General features: G+C 44.8%; 16 protein-coding genes. 14 read left to right on the forward strand and 2 right to left on the reverse strand.

Going from position 1 to position 18,440, the window contains the following annotated elements:
- The first annotated feature begins 29 nt into the window (after window positions 1-29).
- The 5 genes from ACESLK_RS02180 (at window position 30) to ACESLK_RS02200 (ending at window position 4,170) form a co-directional block, all read left to right on the forward strand.
- Entirely contained in the window at window positions 30-1,394 is a 1,365-nt protein-coding gene (locus ACESLK_RS02180) for an ABC transporter substrate-binding protein (RefSeq protein ID WP_372661551.1), read from the forward strand.
- A 16-nt stretch (window positions 1,395-1,410) separates the two neighbouring features.
- Window positions 1,411-2,211, forward strand: a complete 801-nt coding sequence (locus tag ACESLK_RS02185; protein ID WP_372661554.1) for an HAD family hydrolase — start codon at window positions 1,411-1,413, stop codon at window positions 2,209-2,211.
- Window positions 2,195-2,536 (forward strand): DMT family transporter, encoded by a 342-nt coding sequence (locus ACESLK_RS02190; RefSeq protein WP_372661557.1) that lies wholly within the window; start codon window positions 2,195-2,197, stop codon window positions 2,534-2,536. Before ACESLK_RS02185 ends, ACESLK_RS02190 begins: the two co-directional genes overlap by 17 nt.
- A 33-nt stretch (window positions 2,537-2,569) precedes the next feature.
- Window positions 2,570-3,439 carry a metallophosphoesterase family protein gene (locus tag ACESLK_RS02195; protein ID WP_372661560.1) on the forward strand — a complete coding sequence of 290 codons (870 nt, stop codon included), beginning with the start codon at window positions 2,570-2,572 and terminating at the stop codon, window positions 3,437-3,439.
- A gap of 104 nt (window positions 3,440-3,543) precedes the next feature.
- Window positions 3,544-4,170, forward strand: coding sequence for a hypothetical protein (locus ACESLK_RS02200; RefSeq protein WP_372661563.1), 627 nt, complete (start codon window positions 3,544-3,546; stop codon window positions 4,168-4,170).
- Window positions 4,171-4,300: 130 nt separating this feature from the next.
- Here the strand turns inward: ACESLK_RS02200 and ACESLK_RS02205 are convergent, their stop codons facing one another.
- Window positions 4,301-5,146, reverse strand: a complete 846-nt coding sequence (locus tag ACESLK_RS02205; RefSeq protein WP_372661566.1) for an AraC family transcriptional regulator — start codon at window positions 5,144-5,146, stop codon at window positions 4,301-4,303.
- A 118-nt stretch (window positions 5,147-5,264) separates the two neighbouring features.
- Between ACESLK_RS02205 and ACESLK_RS02210 the strand changes: the two genes are divergently transcribed.
- The 3 genes from ACESLK_RS02210 to ACESLK_RS02220 all read left to right on the forward strand — a co-directional run bounded on the left by ACESLK_RS02210 (window position 5,265) and on the right by ACESLK_RS02220 (window position 7,845).
- Window positions 5,265-6,578 carry an alpha-L-fucosidase gene (locus tag ACESLK_RS02210; protein ID WP_372661569.1) on the forward strand — a complete coding sequence of 438 codons (1,314 nt, stop codon included), beginning with the start codon at window positions 5,265-5,267 and terminating at the stop codon, window positions 6,576-6,578.
- A gap of 66 nt (window positions 6,579-6,644) precedes the next feature.
- Window positions 6,645-7,445, forward strand: a complete 801-nt coding sequence (locus tag ACESLK_RS02215; RefSeq protein WP_372661572.1) for a lipase family protein — start codon at window positions 6,645-6,647, stop codon at window positions 7,443-7,445.
- Window positions 7,446-7,509: 64 nt separating this feature from the next.
- Window positions 7,510-7,845 carry a hypothetical protein gene (locus tag ACESLK_RS02220; protein ID WP_372661575.1) on the forward strand — a complete coding sequence of 112 codons (336 nt, stop codon included), beginning with the start codon at window positions 7,510-7,512 and terminating at the stop codon, window positions 7,843-7,845.
- Between the two features lie 83 nt (window positions 7,846-7,928).
- Here the strand turns inward: ACESLK_RS02220 and ACESLK_RS02225 are convergent, their stop codons facing one another.
- Entirely contained in the window at window positions 7,929-9,902 is a 1,974-nt protein-coding gene (locus tag ACESLK_RS02225) for a glycoside hydrolase family 127 protein (RefSeq protein ID WP_372661578.1), read from the reverse strand.
- A gap of 132 nt (window positions 9,903-10,034) precedes the next feature.
- Between ACESLK_RS02225 and ACESLK_RS02230 the strand changes: the two genes are divergently transcribed.
- The 6 genes from ACESLK_RS02230 to ACESLK_RS02255 all read left to right on the forward strand — a co-directional run bounded on the left by ACESLK_RS02230 (window position 10,035) and on the right by ACESLK_RS02255 (window position 18,325).
- On the forward strand, window positions 10,035-10,868 hold the full coding sequence (locus ACESLK_RS02230; RefSeq protein ID WP_372661580.1) for an AraC family transcriptional regulator: 834 nt from the start codon (window positions 10,035-10,037) through the stop codon (window positions 10,866-10,868).
- Window positions 10,869-10,964: 96 nt separating this feature from the next.
- The gene (locus ACESLK_RS02235; RefSeq protein WP_372661582.1) at window positions 10,965-12,707 is read left to right on the forward strand and encodes a sensor histidine kinase; all 1,743 of its coding nucleotides are present in this window, start codon (window positions 10,965-10,967) and stop codon (window positions 12,705-12,707) included.
- A 28-nt stretch (window positions 12,708-12,735) separates the two neighbouring features.
- Window positions 12,736-14,310, forward strand: coding sequence for a response regulator (locus ACESLK_RS02240; RefSeq protein WP_372661585.1), 1,575 nt, complete (start codon window positions 12,736-12,738; stop codon window positions 14,308-14,310).
- Window positions 14,311-14,819: 509 nt separating this feature from the next.
- The gene (locus tag ACESLK_RS02245) at window positions 14,820-15,740 is read left to right on the forward strand and encodes an ABC transporter permease (protein ID WP_372661588.1); all 921 of its coding nucleotides are present in this window, start codon (window positions 14,820-14,822) and stop codon (window positions 15,738-15,740) included.
- Between the two features lie 75 nt (window positions 15,741-15,815).
- Entirely contained in the window at window positions 15,816-16,688 is an 873-nt protein-coding gene (locus ACESLK_RS02250; protein WP_372662120.1) for a carbohydrate ABC transporter permease, read from the forward strand.
- Window positions 16,689-16,747: 59 nt separating this feature from the next.
- On the forward strand, window positions 16,748-18,325 hold the full coding sequence (locus tag ACESLK_RS02255) for an ABC transporter substrate-binding protein (protein ID WP_372661591.1): 1,578 nt from the start codon (window positions 16,748-16,750) through the stop codon (window positions 18,323-18,325).
- Window positions 18,326-18,440 lie beyond the last annotated feature (115 nt).

Below are 18,440 nucleotides of genomic sequence, written 5' to 3' on the forward strand. Positions count from 1 at the left end.
ACTAAATCAGAACGTGGAGGAATTGGGAAATGAAAAAGATGAAGAAAATGTCAGCTCTACTTTTGGTGCTTTGCTTTACTCTATTAGCGGCTTGCGGAGTGAATTCCGATAACGCTGGTCCGAGCGCTTCCTCTAATCCAGTTAACTCAGAACCGGTTACGAATGAGAGTACGTCATCCTCTAATCCAGTTAACTCAGAACCGGTTACAGTTGAATTCTGGTATGGATTGGGCGGTAAACTTGGCGATAATATGAAGCTGTTGATTGACAAGTTCAATGCATCCCAGAAGGAGGTTATCGTTAAAGGTGTAGTACAGGCGGATTATTCGGAAACCGAACAAAAGCTGCAGGCTGCAATTGCTTCCAAGAATGTACCTGCTGCCGTGCTGTCATCGAATGTGGACTGGGCTCGTAAGGGTTATTTTGCAACGATTGATGACTTGATGGCACAGCAGCCTGATTTCAATAAAGAGGATTTTGTTCAGACCTTCTTGCAGCAGGGCCAAGTTGACGGCAAGCAATATTTCCTCCCAATGTATGGAACAACTCAAATTATGTACTATCGTAGGGATACTTTCGAGAAGTATAATATCAAGGCAGAGGATTTAACGACATGGGAAGCTCTCGCGGAAGCGGCAGCCAAAATGACGGTGAAGGAGAACGGAAAAACCACATTTTATGGCTGGGAGCCGATGTGGGGAGATGGAAACATGGTGGATGCCGTATTAGGAAAAGGCGGAACGATTCTTAGCGCGGACGAAAAAACAGTCATGATCGATTCTCCTGAATGGATTGAGACTTGGGAGCTGTTCCGGAAGTGGATTCATGAGGACAAAATCATGCGGATTCATTCCGGCGGGCAGGGCTGGGAGTATTGGTACAAAACGATTGATGATGTAATGAAGGGTCAAGCTGCGGGTTACACCGGATCAAGCGGCGATCAAGGAGATCTGGATTTTACTATTGTTGCTGCTATGGAGCAGCCGGGTTGGGAAGGGATCGGAGCAGGGAAGCCTTCGGCTGGAGCACTGATGGCTGGCATACCTGCCTTAGCGAGCGAAGAACAGAAGAGTGCGGCTTTTAAGTGGTTAAGTTACTTCACAAGCAGCGAGAACACGGCTTTCTGGTCCATGAACACAGGATATATTGCGGTGCGCCAATCTGCGCTAGAGGATCCAGCGTTCAAGACCTATAGCGAGCAGAACCCTCAGAGTAAGATTCCGCTTATGCAAGCGGCGCATGCTTCTAGCCCGTTTAGGGATCCGACGGGCGGCAAAATCAACGATGCGCTTACAATTGCCGCAGATAAAGTACAAATCGAGAATATTTCGGCTGCCATAGCGCTTAAGGAAGCGAAAGAAACAGCTCAACGCGAGCTTGACAAACTCAAGTAGTACAGGGGGTTTGCGAATGTCGGAGCTTAACGTACAAGGAACGAACGTCTCTATTAAAGGCATTCTATTCGATAAGGATGGTACGCTGCTTGACTTTGTATCCATGTGGGGAAGCTGGAGCAAGCATATGCTCTCGGCTTTCTCTCAAAGGATAACAAATATGCAATTAACTCCTCCTAGTCATCACGAGCTGTATTCTCTATGGGGAATAATGGTTGATCATGAGGAACAAGTCATTGATTATGACCGTAACGGTCCGCTTGCGATGGGTACAATCGATGAGCTTCTTGCTTTACTGGCGGGTCAAGGTTATTCAGCGGGCATATCTTGGGCAGAGGCGAAGAAGCTTGTTTACGAATGTAAAGAGATAGCTGACAAGGAATTGGAGAGGTTGCGTCCAGTCCAGCCATTGCCTGGCGTTCGCTCTTTTCTAGAGCAATGCAGGAAGCAAGGGCTTCTTCTTGCCGTTGTAACAGCAGATGAGACGGATGCTGCCATTCACCATCTCGAATGGTTGAATATACGCGAGTATTTCAGTGAAGTCATCGGAACCGATCAAGTCGAGAGAGGTAAGCCGTTCCCCGATATGGTGGAGCTTGCTTGCAGAAGGCTGTCTCTCGATGTCTCGCAGGTTGCGGTTATAGGGGATACGAATGGCGATATGATGATGGCCCGAGCAGCTGGTGTAAAGCTTGGGATAGGGTTAACTGCAATAAATTTAAAGGGAAATGAGAGCCTGCTATTGGATGCAGATGTGAGAATTACATCCTACGGACAATTGCGGCTTAGAGGAGCAGCTGATGAAAGCGGAGAGTAGCTTAGGTTGGATTTTTCTTGCGTTAGCCATCCTTTTGGAATTGTCCGGTACCGTATCGATGAAGCTGTCGGAGGGTTTCACCCGATTATGGCCTTCGATTCTTATGTTCCTCTTCTACGGGGCAAGCTTCACCTTCTTGAACTTCGCCCTTGGTTATATGAATGTAAGTATTGCCTATGCGATTTGGTCCGGTGTTGGCATTATTCTCATTACATTGGCAGGATATTTTATTTTTAAAGAACAGCTTCCGTTGACCTCTATGCTCTGGATGCTCGTTATTATCGTTGGCGTCGTTGGCTTAAATATTAGCGCAAAGGGTCACTAACCATAAGGATTTAGAGGAGGCCGTAAGAGACGGATGAATGGGAATCATAAAGACAATGACCAGGAGCTAGAGCAGGCTATTATGACCTTTCAGGTTATTACGGACACGCATGTGACTGCCGATCCGCAGCATGTGCACAATCGAAATCTTGACCGAGCGCTTAAAGATATTATTGCTGTTAGCAAAGATAGCATTGGGATTATGCATGTTGGGGATGTAACCGATCACGGGTTTGAACGGGAATTCACGGAGCTGCATCGTATTCTGTCCGAGAATGAGGATGGACTTCCGAAGCTCCTCTATGCAGTTGGCAACCATGACGTTGGATTAGGAGTTTGGGAGAAGAGAATTTCCAAGTTTCTAACGGAAACGGGAATGAGCGCTCCTTACCATACACATTGGATAAAAGGTTATCATTTCATCTTTCTAGGTACAGAGAAGGGTTTGCAGAATTTCTGCGACTTATCCGAGGAGCAGCTGAAATGGCTGGATGGCAAGCTGTCTGAGCAGGCTTCGCTTGACAAGCCGATCTTCCTATTCCTGCATCAGCCATTAATGGATACGGTTGCAGGGTCATATGTGGAGCAGGATTGGTATGGCGTAACCCAAGACGAGCCGCTTAGAGCGATTCTGGCGAAATATCCCCAAGCAATCCTATTCACCGGGCATACCCATTGGGAGCTGGAAGCAGAGCATACTATGGCAGACGGGCAAGAAACTATGCCGGCCATGTTTAATGCTTCCTCCGTTGCGTATTTGTGGACGGATGACGATGAGCACAAAGCGGGCAGTCAAGGGTATTATGTAGAGGTATACGCGGATAAAGTGCTCGTTAAAGGTAGAGACTTTATCACGAGGCGGTGGATACAGGAAGCCCAGTTCCAAGTTGAATATAAGCAGTAAAGAAGGTTATTTTAGTGGTTTGCTGTTTCGTTTGATCCTTGATCCTGCTAAGATAAGACTATTGAGGGTATTCTTAGAACGAATGCACCAAGAGGAGGATCACTTTGAACCAAACGATTACCATTAACAAGAAAGACATCACTGTAAGCTTCAGTGATTATTACGATTCCGAGCTAGGTGAATTTTTGTTTATCCGAGTGATGTGTGATGTGTATATGCCTGGTAACGAGGTTGTTCCGATTGAAGTGGAGAAACAGCAGATCAAGCTTATACTAGAGGGCTTCAAGAAACGGAAGGCTTTATACGAAGAGTTGAAAAAAGAGGAAGTCAAGGGCAAGTCGCTCTATCTGATCACTCCGAAAATGCGTTACGATCTAGAATGGATGCAGGAGAAGCCGAAATTGCTTTCCTCCAAAGACCCTCGAGCGATGGTTGCGCCTGTGGCATCAGTTGCGTTGGAGCCTGAGATTTCGGATACGCCAAAATCCCAGCCCAAACCCGAGCAGAAGCAGCTTATATTTATGGACAGCAGACGCATGTATTTGCAAGCTAAGGGATTTAAGCTTAATCAAGCGACAAACAATTGGGAGATAAAGGATATCCGTTTCCCCGATTCTAAGATAGATAATTCCAAGTCGGACGAAGAATTCGAAGAGGGTATGACCCGTTTATTAAATGCTTCTTACCAGAATCACCTGAAAAGAAAAACGAAAGCCCCAAAGAAAAACTAAAACACGTCCTTTGCCGTGCCTATGCTACGCTTTCTCCTCCGCAGGAGATGGCGTGGCTTTTTTGTTTTTGTTCGGCAGACGATTTATATGAGTATAGAAAAGCTTTCGTATAGGGGAGTTTTGAGTGTTATCATGGATTGGGATTTCCGACTTGCATGCGGTATTCCGTCGGACTACAGCTGCTTTCTCTGCGGAAGGCTTTAGCGAAATGGTTCGTATCGGGATATCCGACTTGTTCTGCTATTTGCTTAACGGAGAGGGATGTCGTTCCAAGTAAAGTCTTAGCCTTCCGCATACGTTCGCGGTTCAAATATTTAAGCGGTGATACTGCAAAATGCTTGTTGAAATACCGAACGAGATAGTTCGGATGGAGATGGACATGCTTCGCGAGTTGCTCAAGAGTAACGGGCTCAGAAAGATGATCTTCAATGAATGCTTCGATCTGCTTAAGACGTTTGATATCATCTTTCCTTTCCGGCAGGACTCGGATAAGCGTATCCGCATCAGCGAGGAAGAGAGCGATGATCTCTAGCAGGACGGCTTTTTCCCGAATGCGAGAAACGTAAGAAGAATCTTTATGCAGCATCGTAAGCTCGTGAAACAATGCTAATAGTTGTTCTTTGTTGCGGATGTCAAGGCAATAAGGCACCTCTAACCATTGAAAGAGATCAAGCTCACCTATTGCGGCATTGAAGTGGCACCAATACTTATGAAAGGTGTTCGCGCTGATGCTTGAATAAGATTGCTCGACATGAGCAGGCATCAGACAGAGCTGTCCCGCTTTAGGATAAAATTCTTTTCCGCCGATCTTTAACCAGCCTTCGCCGTCGCATATGAAATAGAACTTGTTGTAAGAAGGGATGTAATCTAGCTCGCGCCATTCCGGCCAGCACTTTGTATAATAAGCCTCTACGAGATTCACCTGCAGATTCTGCATCAATTCTGCCATATATGTCGAGCTTCGATCTAGTGTCATAATCAGGTCACCCTCAAGTAGTTAATCTAATCCCTAAAGAAGTTAATTCTCTGCCTATAGATTATAACAAATCGTTGCTAAACTGAGGATATCCCAAGTCAAAGGAGGCACTTATGAGATGAGTCATACTTATAAAGAGGAAAGAACAGAAAGAACCAAATGGTTTCTAGAAGACCGCTTCGGCATGTTTATCCATTGGGGATTGTACGCGATCCCTGCCAGAGGGGAGTGGGTAAGAAGCGTGGAACAAATCAGCATCGAGGACTATCAGGTGTACTTCGATCAATTCAATCCAGCAAGGTACGATCCACGTGCTTGGGCGAAGGCTGCGAAAGCGGCGGGCATGAAGTACGCAGTGTTGACGGCGAAGCATCACGACGGTTTTTGTTTGTTCGATAGCAAGCTGACAGACTATAAGTCCACGAATACGCAAGCAGGGCGGGATCTCGTACGAGAATTCGTAGAGGCATTCCGTGCGGAAGGACTTAAAGTGGGTTTGTATTATTCCTTAATCGATTGGTATCATCCGAATTTCCCAGCTTATGGGGACAGGATTCACCCGATGCGCGAGAATGAAGCTTACAAGCGTGACCCGAGTAAATTCGGTGCTTACCTGGATTATATGCATGGCCAAGTTCGCGAGCTTCTAACCGACTACGGCAAGCTGGACATCATGTGGTTCGATTTCTCATACGGGGATCTAAAAGGAGAAGCTTGGCGCGCAAACGAGCTAATGGAGATGATCCGTTCCCTTCAGCCTCATATCATCGTGGACAATCGCCTGGAAGCAAGCGGTGAAGAGGGTGGCAGCATCTACAAAAAGGATCCGAGCTTTTTCTCAGGCGATTTCGCTTCACCGGAGCAGATCATTCCTCCAAGCGGTCTGACTGATGAGGATGGCAACCCGATTCCATGGGAAGCCTGCATTACCTTGAATAACAACTGGGGCTACGCTTCAAGTGATCACTCATACAAATCAGCCCGGACCGTTATCCGTAAGCTAGTTGAATGCGTTAGCAAGAACGGAAATCTGTTGCTAAACGTTGGTCCGGATGCCACGGGCGTAATTCCGCAGCAATCGCTGGAAATTCTTGAAGAAGTTGGTCAATGGTTACGGCTTAACGGCGAGAGCATATATGGCTGCGGACAAGCAGACTTGCCTAAACCTGATTGGGGACGGTATACACGAAGAGGTGACAAGCTTTACGCCCATTTATTCGAGGAGAGCATCGGTCCTGTTAATCTAGCTGAGCTCGCAGGTCGCATTAAGCAAGCCAGACTGCTATCGGATGGTTCCGAAATATTCATTTCCCGTCCGTGGAATGCGGTAATGTATCCTAACGATGCGTTCATCAATTTGGCGCGACCTGAGCATTTCTCTTACCCGTTGCCGGATGACCGTAATACTGTGGTAGAGCTTACTCTAAATTGAACCTCTAAGCAGGCACCCCCATCACCTCTTCTTAATATGGTGTGGTAAAGAGAGGTGATGGGGAGCATGCGAACGAACACTTTCGATGATCGGACAGCGATCTTTCTTGCGGCAATCTGTTTTCAAACCTATGAACAATACAGCAATCCGGTAGGTGCTTATGTTATTCCGGAGTTCTACGAAGAGGTTTCAACTTTCCTTGCGAGATCGATTACAGGTCAATCTGAACGGTTCGGATTTATTATTGAGTCTACGGACCATATCATTATCGCCTTCCGCGGTACGAGCTCGACAACGGATTGGATATCCGACGCCATCGCGAAACAGGCGAAGTATAAGTGTGTAAAAGATGCAGGACTAAGCCATGTAGGAATATCGAATATCTACTATTCAGCAAGAGATCAGATTTTGAGTTCACTAAAAAGGCTGTCTAAGGAAAAAGACTTGATTATAACCGGCCATAGTCTAGGAGGAGCATTAGCTGCTTTGTGTGCAGTCGATGTTGCGGGTAATTCCGAATTCAGCAATCCTAACCTATATACTTATGGAGCGCCGCGTGTTGGTGATCCTATTTTCGCAAAGGTCTTTTCTAACACAGTAGGTCAAAGCTATCGGGTTAACAACCGCTTCGATGTCGTTCCCCAGTTGCCTCCTCATATCTACAAGCTTCCCAGACGTGTAAAAACCTACCGCTACATGCATGTCCGTGAAGACATGCCTCTTCATTTCCACAAGGGCTCCGTGTCTGGCAATCATGTGATTAGCAGTTATTTCAATGAGCTTACTAAGCGAAACCCTATTTATGCAGAGCAGTTGAATAAACGCAATCCCGGTTTATGTCCGCAGATCTTAATATATAGTTCTTGAGTCCCATGAAACAATTGTGGCATAATTGGTTTATGGTTTTATTGTGGATTGAGGTGTGGTTGCGGTGAAGGATAAACCCATACATGAAATATTGTCCGAGGAAGAACTTGCGGAGTTATTGTCACCTGCTGTCGAAGAATTTCTTCCAGTCTCGTCTTCCTCTGAAAGTATGAGCCAAAACCGGAGAGAATTCGCAGCTTCCTATTGGGAACAGATCGTTCGTGATCTTCAAAAGGAAGTACAGGATTTGAGAAATAGAGTTGAGTTGCTTGAGAAGCAGCCGAAAGATGGCTTTGGTGGAGACATTCCCTCTCCTATTGTCACACTAGCAGAACCTAACGAAATCCCTGAATTGCAGGTGTCGCGCACTGCTAAGCATAAGCGTTCGAGTTGGTTTTAGAAACAATCTGATTAGCCTAAACAGAAAAGCAGCAGCCTCCCGAGAGCTGGGAGGCTGCTTGTTGTGTTAGTGTTCACTCTGATTTACGTCCTAATCCACACGTGCATCTCGCCTTGCTCCCGATTTCCCCAGAGATAATAGGGGATCGCCTTCAAGCGAAGCGGCGCAGCCTCAGTTTGCAGCCCTAGCGGTTGATAAGGCTTCCCATGGCTCCATGCTTCAGCAGCATTCTTTACATAACCATCAGCCTCAACGACAATAGCTCCGCCGAGTATTCCTGCCTCAAAACGCTCAGTCAATGGAGTATCTGCAGCGATAGATAGAGAGGCGAGCGGCGCGGAATTGTCGATCTCCTCCAAGCAATATACAAGTGGACCGCGTACGATGGCTGCTTTGCCCGCATTCGCGCGGATTTCCGGATGAGCGACTATGAGTTGCGACTGAAGCGGCAAATTCCACTCCACAATATCTTCCTCACCCCACTGACGCTCAATGAATGCGTAGCCTTTCTCTTCTCGATAGTCCGCCAAATCCCCGTTGATGGACATAACCGGGGGCTTACCCTGACACCAATCCGGGATACGAAGGGCAAGTGCAAAGGTGCTTCCGCCAACCTCCGGTTTCACGGTAAATTGCACTAATCCCTTCCATGGGAGCTCTGAATGCTGTTTCAGCGAAACTTTGCCGGCAGTGAGCTTAAACTCAGCTTCGCTTCCGATGAACAAATGAGTGTAAATGGTGTTTGACTCAACCGATACCTCATAAATATAATCATTCAGCGAGCTGAGCAGCCTTGCGACGTTGGGCGGGCAGCAGGAGCAACCGAACCATTTTTGCCGAACCGGCTTTACATGGTGTTTCCCCGGATTGCGCTCTGACGCTTTCGGCCACACCTCAAGGGGATTCACGTAGAAGAAATGCCTGCCGTCCTTAGACATACTTCCTAACACATTATTGTAAAGCGCGCGTTCCATGACGTCCGCATATTCGCTCTTAACCTCTAGCTGCAGCATCCGGCGAGCGAAGAAAATAAGTCCGATCGAGGCGCAGGTTTCCGCATAAACCGTATCGTTGGGCAGGTCATAATCAAAGGAAAAAGCCTCTCCATGGTGTGTGGATCCGATCCCGCCCGTAATGTACATCTGCTTGCCGGTCATGTTGTTCCAAAGTGTCTCGCACGCCGCCTTAAGCTCAGTATCGCCGTTTAATCTGGCCAAGTCAGCCATAGCTGTGTACATATAGACTGCGCGTACCGAATGCCCGACAGCCGCAGATTGCTCGCGAACGGGGAGGTGGCTTTGGTGATATTCGAGATTAGGAGGTGGAACAATACCTTTAACCCAATGGCTCGTTTTGCCGCGTTTCTCCCACTCCTCTAGGAAAAAGTGAGGCTGCCGACCCCGTTCGTCAATGAAATATTGGCTCAGCTTTAAGTAACGTTGCTCTCCGGTCGCTTCGTAAAGCTTAACGAGGGCGAGCTCGATTTCCTGATGGCCGTCGTAACCGCGGATCTTTCCTGCTTCCATACCGAATACAGATTCGATGTAATCCGCGAACTTGCACATGATATCAAGCAATTTACGCTTGCCGGTACCATTATAATAGGCGACTGCCGCTTCTATCATATGTCCCGCACAATATAGCTCATGGGCATCGGTAAGATTGGTCCACTGCTTGCCGGGCTCCTTGATCGTAAAATAAGTGTTCAAATAACCATTCTCGTGCTGAGCCGCGGCAATTAGGTCGATGGCCTCATCCGCCGTATTCTCGAGCTCTGGATCAGAATGCGAAGCAAGCGTGTAACCGACGGCCTCCAGCCATTTCGCAAGATCGCTGTCCTGGAATACGAAGCCTCCGAACTCACCTTTCTCAAGCCCTGCGGCAATTCGGAAGTTGCGAATGGCGTAGCTCGGTTCCGCGTCTTTAACTCTGTCGTTCAGCGCTTCCCATTGGTAGGGAATGACGGCATTACGGACAAGCTCAGTGTAGCTGCTCCAGAATGGATCAAGAATTTGGACTTGCGGTGAAAGTGGTTCTACAGCTCTTATCAAGCGCATCATAATGCCTCCTCAAAACGTCAATAATTAAACCTTTACAAACAATATCTTATACGATTAAATAGAAACAAAATACGTTTGAATTGAGCTTATTTTTATAATATTTAACACTCATAATGAGGTGCGGCTTCGATGGAAAACGAACAGATTATAGAATTGCAAACACCGCCAACGCCTTATTACCTTGAATGCGGCCAATCGCAGTATCCAATCGGTTACCAGCATCCGAATCGTCGGAACTTGGGTGTATATGATCTGCTTGTAGTCGTAAGCGGGACACTCCATATAGGTGAGAATGATCAGGCGTGGGCGTTGTCTGCCGGACAAACACTTCTATTATTACCAGATAGAGAGCATTATTCGGTAAAGCCTTGCGAGGAGGAAACGGTGTTCTATTGGATTCACTTTAATGCGGTTAGAGCAGCGGATGATAAGGGTGACCGAGGCTTCATGAACCGTTATATCATTCAGCTTCCACAGCGGTCACAGTTGACGAATTTGCAACAGGCGTACCATCTGATCGATCGCCTTCTTTCTTTGCGAGGTGAACATCGCTCTAACGCATTCTGGCAAGAGCAGAAGCTTCTGCTCGAATTGCTGAGGCTGCTGGAGGAAGGGGAAAAACACTTAAAGTTGGCCCCTTCCGTCTTGCTCGCGGAGAGAACGGAGGCGTACTTAAGGCAGAATTATCAAGCGAGTTTGTCAAACGAGACATTGTCCAAAGCTCTTCATTTTCACCCTAATTATATTGTTCGTTGCATGAAGGAAACTTACCATTGCACGCCTATGGAATATTTGCATGAATATCGCTTGAACCAAGCAATGCTATTCCTCATCGCAACCGAATGGTCGATCGCGCAGATCGCGGAGCATGTCGGCTTCCAGTATGTACCTTACTTCTCTAGCTGTTTCAAAGAGAGGATCGGTGTTTCTCCGCTAAAGTATCGCAAGGGATATTCGAAATGATTGCTGGCAAAAAGGTTATATATTAAAATTTGTTCCTATATTGTAGAATGGTGCAAATAAATGAAATCGATTTAACCGGGTATAGGAGGGGAACAAATGAGAGGATTCATTCCTAGTAAGCTATATATTCCATTTACTTACAAGATGATGATTCCTTATCTTGTCCTTGTATTATTGACAGATGTGCTGATTGGCTACATTTCATATACGATGCTCATTCAATCTCGGACCGAGATGGCGGAGACCAATATTCGGACTGCCTTGAAACAGACTAGGAACAACATTCAATACCAAATGGATGAAATCCAGCGAATGTCTAACACACTGTTTACCAGTATTACATTCCAGAACGCTCTTCAGAATAGGGGAGAACCGCTGGAAGTTATGCTTAAGATGAGGGATGACATGATCCCCCAAATGAAGGCGCCTTTACAGCTGTATGGGAATAAAATCCGATTGGCCGTATATACGGTAAACGATAAGATGCTAGAGGTTCCCGGCGATAATATGTCGACTCCGATCAATAGAAGCGATTATTATGTTCTTTCCTCCCAAAGCATAGAGAACAGCGAGTGGTATAAGTCCATCCTATCCTTAAACAAAAATAACCTATGGCTTCAGATCGACACGGATAGCCAGTTGGATAATATCTCGCATTTTCGCAAACTGGTTGATTCCAGCGGCATTTCATCCGTAATCGGTTATGTTCGCGTTACAGCCCGGTTTGATGAGCTTCTAGGTAATTTCGACACTTTTCCCATTGAACAAGGCATTAGCTTACGTCTTATTGATGTTGCTGCGGGTACGAATATGTATACGCGAGGCGCTCCGGATGAACAAATATACAAGGGCTCCTATCTGAGTGTAAGGGAAGAGATCCCCGGAACAAATTTCGTGATAGAAACATTGGTGCCTTATGCATACTTAAACAAAGATGCCAGCAGGATGCAGAAGGTGATCGGTACGGTTTGTTTGATCAGTTTCTTGGTCATGGCATGTATAGGTTACCTTGTGGCCCGTCTCTCCGGGAAAAAAATGAAGCGGATTGTGACATTAGTCCGATCTTTCCAGGAAGGAAATTTTCACAAGCGGATTGGATTCTCCGGCAACGATGAATTTGTGCATATTGCCGATTCATTTAACCAGATGGCAACAAGCATTCAAGGGCTTATCGAGAATGTATATGTGCAGGGCATTCAGAAGAAGCAGGCGGAGTTAGATGTACTCCAAGCCCAAATTAGTCCTCACTTTCTTTACAATACATTATCGACGATTGGCAGCTTGGCTAACTTGGGAGAAGTCCAGAAGGTCACAAAAATGATCAAAGAGCTTTCTAAGTTCTATAGGCTGACTTTGAATGGCGGACAAGTATATATAACCATTGGAAATGAACTGGAGCAGGTAGAATCGTATCTTGAGATTCAGAAAGTGAAGTATGCGGATGCCTTCAAGGTTTATTATGATATTGATCCTGAGATTATACACATTCCCATCATCAAGTTGATTTTGCAGCCGTTTGTGGAAAATATATTTAAACATGCTTGGTTTGGTGAAACGATCGCCATTCGAATTACGGGGAAACGGTTAGGGGATCGTATCGAATTGAAAGTCATTGACAATGGGATAGGGATGAGACCTGAAACTGTGCAAAAAATGCTGTCTAATACGATCCATCTGGATAGATACGGCCTGAAAAATGTGGAGGAACGGATAAAGCTTAGGTACGGAAAGGATTTCGGAATCCATATTGCCAGCTATTATGGAGCGGGAACGACAGTTCAAATTATCCTCCCAATAGAAAATACAGAAATACGTGAGAATGAGGAACAATTATCATAATTGGATCATCACAAGAGGTGACAGAGGTATGAACATGAACATCCTATTGGTGGATGATGAGGCTGTTGATTTGGAATGGTTAAGGCGTCGGGTGGCGAGCAATGATCAATTAACCTTTCTTGAAGTCGGGACGGCGACAAGCGGGTTCGCGGCTTTGAAAATAATGGAGCAAAAGCGAATAGATCTCATCCTCTCGGATATTCGTATGCCTATTATGTCGGGAATGGAATTCGCGCGAAAAGCGAAGGAAATCAATCCTCATGTCCATATCGTCTTTATTAGCGGACATCAAGATTTCAGCTATGCCAAAGAGGCGATTCAGTTAAATGCCAGCGGTTATTTGCTTAAACCCGTGGACGACAATGAACTAATCGCAATGATTATCCAGCTCTGCACCAAAATTGAACAAGAACGGAAACAGGATATTTCCTTATCGGAAGCCTTGTCGCTTGTGAATGAAGAGCTTCTGCTCCGCTGGTTTAATGAGACGACTCCGGGACCGGTAGATTTATATATCCAAAACTTTTTAACGCCTTTATTAAGAGACGGATCAGCTGTTGCTATTATTGAAATAGACGATATAGCTTGGAAGAACAAACATATGACCGAAGAAGAGCGACGTTTGTTTACGACGAAGGTCACGAATTTTATCCGTCATTTCTCCCACGCCAACCAATTGGGCACGGTTATGACTAGCTATGATTATCGTTATGTTCTATTAGCTACAGTCCCGGAAGAATATTTCACGGCATTGCTTGGAGAGCTGATTCAAGCGTTTAACCAAGAGTTCTCGACTTCACTTACGATCGGAACGGGTATGTACACAACCGAGGTAGACAAGCTGCATGAATCCTATCGGCAAGCGCAAGCCGCGTTAAGCATTAAATGGATTGTCGGGAAAAACAGGTTGATTCAGGATGCTGCTGAATGGTCGCCAAGAGAAAGGATGGCATCGAACCTCGAAGAAAGCGTTAATCGAATGCTGAAAGCCATGCTGGAATATGACCTAGTGACGATTGATGATTGTTTGATCCAGCTGTTTAATGGGGACAAGCCGCTAACACAGAAAAACGATATTTATGATCTTATCATTCGTATTACCTCAAAGCTTCATGCCGACTTGCAGCAGATGAATGAGCATCTTTATGACATTCTTAAGTGGGACTCGCATCAACCGTTTATTCTGTTTCAATTCGAAACCGTGCATGATATTCTCTCTTGGTTAAGAAGAAGGTTTTTCGAATTATCCGAGCTGCTGTATTTGAAGAAACAAAGACAAAAACGAAAGCTGATCGAAGAAATTACACAATATGTGGAGAATAGATTGGAGCAGAAAATAACGCTTAACGAGGTTGCTGCGCATTTCGACTTTACTCCTAATTATTTGGGCCACCTGTTCAAAGCCGAGACGAATACTTTATTCAGCGATTTTCTAATTGAATTGCGTATGAAACGCGTATGTGAGCTATTGGAAGACCCCACCAAGAAAGTTTATGAAATTGCCGAACAAGTCGGATATAAGAACATTATTTATTTTAACAGACAGTTCAAGCAATCCATGGGAATGTCTCCCGGAGAATATCGAAAAAAGCATAAAATATAGGAATGATAACCTAGTGGCTCTGGTCGGAAGATGACTATGGGCCATTTTTTTACAAATAAGAAGGGCATAGACTCCGCCTACACATGTAGAGAATGTATATGATTTTTCGCATACATTTCCAGAATCCGGGCTCAAATCAAATTTTTTTGTATGAAATTTCGTATAGAATCGACTGATTCGATGTGTGTGACGCTCATTTTGTATGATTTTTCGCATACATTTTGTGGTCTCCCGCAGATTTCCGAAGTTATGAACTGTTAATCGACAGCCTCGATTCCGAACCTAGAGGCGCTCAAGCGGCTCTTTTCAGAGCTGTAGGTACAGATTCTGAACCTAGAGGTGCTGACCCAATCATTCTTAGAACCGACTAAAGGACGGCGAAGCCGTTTTATTTGTCGGTTTTTAACCGTATCGTTGAATTAGTATTAGTTTTAGTTGTTTCTCTTAATTATATCGCTGACCCCTCTTTCTTATAATAAGACTATACAGAGATAAGAGAGGGATGCAGAATGAATCGACATGGATTTTGGGATGATGTAGTTAAGTATAGGACGATATTGCTGATGCTGGCGCCGGCAGTATTCTTTTTTCTCCTATTTGCTTATGTTCCGATGGTAGGGATCATCCTTGCTTTTAAACAGTACAACTACGCGGGCGGTGTATTTGGCAGTCAATGGAATGGACTTGATAACATTCGCTTTTTCTTTGAATCCGGGGATGCTTGGAGGGTCACAAGGAATACTGCGCTTTATAATATTGCATTTATTGTGATCAACAATTTACTTCAAATTTTTACAGCGATCCTGCTTTTTGAGGTCGGAGGCAAATGGTTTAGGAAAATAACCCAATCGGTGTTGTTTCTCCCCTACTTCATCTCCTGGGTCGTTGTTGGAGCTATTGCCTATAATTTACTGAATTATGATATCGGAACAGTAAATGTAATCCTCAAAGGAATAGGCATGGAACCCATCGACATTTACAACACGCCTGCGTACTGGCCTTATATCTTAGTCATCGTATCCGCATGGAAGTCGCTTGGGTACGGAACAGTGATGTACTTAGCCGCTATTACCAGCATTGATACTGAAATGTATGAAGCAGCCGAGATGGATGGTGCGAATATTTTCCAGAGAATTATGAAGGTTACCATTCCAAACCTATATCCGACGGTTATTATCCTGACCCTGTTGGCGGTTGGTAACATTTTCCGAGGAGACTTCGGAATGTTCTATAACATGATTGGCAATAACGGGATATTGTTCTCTGCTACAGATGTAATTGACACCTTCGTATTCAGAACTCTCATTACTACGAATGATATCGGAATGTCGGCTGCAGCAGGAGTTTATCAATCCGTTCTTGGATTTACGACTATTATGCTCGTAAACTATGCCGTTCGTAAACATGACAAAGACCGTGCTTTATTCTAATAGGGAGGTGATCAAATGAGTGCAGCCGATATTAGCTTCGATAAAAAAGTTGTCAAATCTGCGGGAATGAAACAAATGGACCGCCAAATATTCTCCACTATCGGTTATGTTTCGCTAGCATTTCTGTCCATTCTATGTATACTCCCCTTTATTCTAATCATATCTTCTTCACTATCCGAAGAAAGCAAAATTGTATTGGAAGGGTATCAGTTTTTCCCAACAGATTTTTCTATAGAAGCTTATAGAATCCTGTTTAAGTACCCCGACCAGTTGATCAGAGCTTATTCAGTGACATTGCTCGTGACCGCAGCAGGTACGCTGATTGGCTTATTCCTTACTGCGATGACCGCCTATTGCCTATCAAGAAGAGACTTTAAATGGCGGAATCAATTTTCCTTCTTCTTTTTCTTTACTACATTGTTCAGCGGCGGGCTTGTTCCCTGGTATCTCTTGATGGTTAACTATCTCCATTTGAAAGATACCCCGATGGCATTAGTCATTCCTATGCTGCTTAACGTGTTCTACATTATCGTCATGAAATCATTCATGAGTAACATTCCGGAAGCGATAGTAGAATCGGCAAAAATAGATGGTGCAGGTGATTTCCTCATTTTCATTCGTCTTATTCTTCCGCTTGCTAAACCGGCGTTAGCGACCATAGGTTTGTTCCTCGCACTTGGGTACTGGAATGATTGGTATCATGCATTGCTGTTCGTATCGAACGAGAATTTGATGCCGCTGCAATATTACCTATACAAAATGCTTGGGAATATGGATGGTATGCGAAAGGCTATGATGGGATCAGGAGCGGTTGTGACTACAGCTCTTCCAACTGAGGGATTAAAAATGGCAATGACCATCGTGGCAAGCGGACCGATTCTAATCGCTTACCCATTCATTCAGAAGTACTTCGTTAAGGGCTTAACAATTGGCGCGGTAAAAGGATGATTCCAAGGAAACTTGGTTTATCAATAGATTTGAATATACGATTAGGGGGAAATATCCAAATGCAAAAGCAGAGCAAATTGATTTTATTGTCTATCGTACTCACATTGGTAATGATTCTGAGCGCATGTGGAGGCAACAACAATAAGGGAGCTTCAGAGAGCACACAACCGGCTGCGGAAACTGGGCAAGCAAGTGAGTCGCAACCCGCTGCAACAGAAGGCGGATTGGATACCTCTAAAGAAGTTAAATTGAAGATGATATTCGTTGGACCTAAACCGGTTGATTATGATGTGGTTTTCACTGAGCTTAACAACAAGCTAAAAGAAAAAATCAATGCAACGATCGAGGGCGAATTCCTGGATTGGTCCGATTGGGCGCAGAAGTATCCATTGAAATTAGCAGCTAATGAAGACTTCGATTTAATCTATTCCGCGAACTGGGCTGGATATAATGATCAAGCGCTGAAGGGTGGATTTCTGGAATTAACGGAAGATATGCTCTCTAAATATATGCCAACAACTTGGAAAGAAATGCCTGCAGTGAGTTGGGGCCAAGCAAAAGTAGATGGAAAGCTGTATATGGTCCCTCAGAATCAAGGGGAATCCGTTGAGAAGCTTATCCTATACCGTGAAGATTTGCGTAAGAAATACAATCTTCCGGCTATCGACAGTCCGGAAGCTTATGCTAACTATTTGAAAGCAGTAGCCGCAAACGAGAAGGGAGTTATTCCTTTTACTCCGGAAACGGGAGATTGGAAATTACACAACCTCGATCGCGTATTGCTCAAGCAACAAAGCGACTGGAACATGCTGGATTTCGATCTTCCGCTTGGCTTTAAGCTAACGGATGAAAAGGGACAAATTTTTAACGTATACGAATCACAGGAATTCAAAGATTTAATTCACTATTATAAGGATCTCGCTGATAACAATGCATGGTCCAAGAACGTATTGAATAGCAAGAACGATCATCAACAGGACTTCAAAGAAGGTAAGACGGCATCTATAACCCATAACATGGGGACCCTTGGAAATTTAATGGCCCTGATGCGTAAGGAAAATTCACCATTTGAAGTCGCTCTAGCGGATATCACTCCGAATAGCAAGAAATCGACGGCCATTTCTACACAAAACGGAACATCGGTTCATGCAACATCCAAAAACCCGGAACGTGCCTTGATGTTCATCGATCTCATGCAAACGGATAAAGAACTGCATGATCTTATGATGTACGGTGTTTCTGGAGTACATTATACACCTGTTGGCGATGATAAATTCAAAGCAACAGACGCGAGCGTTAACTATACTGGATTCTCCAATTGGAGCTTTAACTCTCCATTGAACCGCGGCAATGAGGAATTCCCTCAGGAAGCTGCGGATATGCAGCTCGGTTGGGAAGCGAAAGTGTATCACTATCCGCTTGAAACCTTCGTATTCAATAACACCAACGTGAAATCGCAGGTTGCTAATGTTGGTAATGTTATGCTTAGATATGCGATTCCGCTTGAATATGGCGTGATCAAAGACGTGGATAAAGCATTAGAGGATCTGAATAAGCAAATGAAGGCTGCGGGTATTGACGATATTCAAAAGGAAATGCAGACTCAAATCGACGCTTTCCTTGCAGCACAAAAATAAATAAATAACTTGAGTGCTGAAATAGGTTAAGAGGACATCGTTCCTTTGTGAAGAAATTGTCGTTACTGACGACATTTTCAGATAAAGGGAGCGATGTCTTACTGGTATTAACTAT

The sequence above is a fragment of the Cohnella sp. genome (assembly GCF_041640265.1).
Taxonomy (GTDB): Bacteria; Bacillota; Bacilli; order Paenibacillales; family Paenibacillaceae; genus Cohnella.

Bases quoted from the DNA above. Each gene is read 5' to 3' on its own strand.
- ACESLK_RS02225 (WP_372661578.1), bottom strand. From the start codon at position 9,902: ATGCGCTTGATAAGAGCTGTAGAACCACTTTCACCGCAAGTCCAAATT.
- ACESLK_RS02255 (WP_372661591.1), top strand. From the start codon at position 16,748: ATGCAAAAGCAGAGCAAATTGATTTTATTGTCTATCGTACTCACATTG.
- ACESLK_RS02210 (WP_372661569.1), top strand. From the start codon at position 5,265: ATGAGTCATACTTATAAAGAGGAAAGAACAGAAAGAACCAAATGGTTT.
- ACESLK_RS02230 (WP_372661580.1), top strand. From the start codon at position 10,035: ATGGAAAACGAACAGATTATAGAATTGCAAACACCGCCAACGCCTTAT.
- ACESLK_RS02245 (WP_372661588.1), top strand. From the start codon at position 14,820: ATGAATCGACATGGATTTTGGGATGATGTAGTTAAGTATAGGACGATA.
- ACESLK_RS02235 (WP_372661582.1), top strand. From the start codon at position 10,965: ATGAGAGGATTCATTCCTAGTAAGCTATATATTCCATTTACTTACAAG.
- ACESLK_RS02240 (WP_372661585.1), top strand. From the start codon at position 12,736: ATGAACATGAACATCCTATTGGTGGATGATGAGGCTGTTGATTTGGAA.
- ACESLK_RS02215 (WP_372661572.1), top strand. From the start codon at position 6,645: ATGCGAACGAACACTTTCGATGATCGGACAGCGATCTTTCTTGCGGCA.
- ACESLK_RS02185 (WP_372661554.1), top strand. From the start codon at position 1,411: ATGTCGGAGCTTAACGTACAAGGAACGAACGTCTCTATTAAAGGCATT.
- ACESLK_RS02180 (WP_372661551.1), top strand. From the start codon at position 30: ATGAAAAAGATGAAGAAAATGTCAGCTCTACTTTTGGTGCTTTGCTTT.
- ACESLK_RS02250 (WP_372662120.1), top strand. From the start codon at position 15,816: ATGGACCGCCAAATATTCTCCACTATCGGTTATGTTTCGCTAGCATTT.
- ACESLK_RS02195 (WP_372661560.1), top strand. From the start codon at position 2,570: ATGAATGGGAATCATAAAGACAATGACCAGGAGCTAGAGCAGGCTATT.
- ACESLK_RS02190 (WP_372661557.1), top strand. From the start codon at position 2,195: ATGAAAGCGGAGAGTAGCTTAGGTTGGATTTTTCTTGCGTTAGCCATC.
- ACESLK_RS02205 (WP_372661566.1), bottom strand. From the start codon at position 5,146: ATGACACTAGATCGAAGCTCGACATATATGGCAGAATTGATGCAGAAT.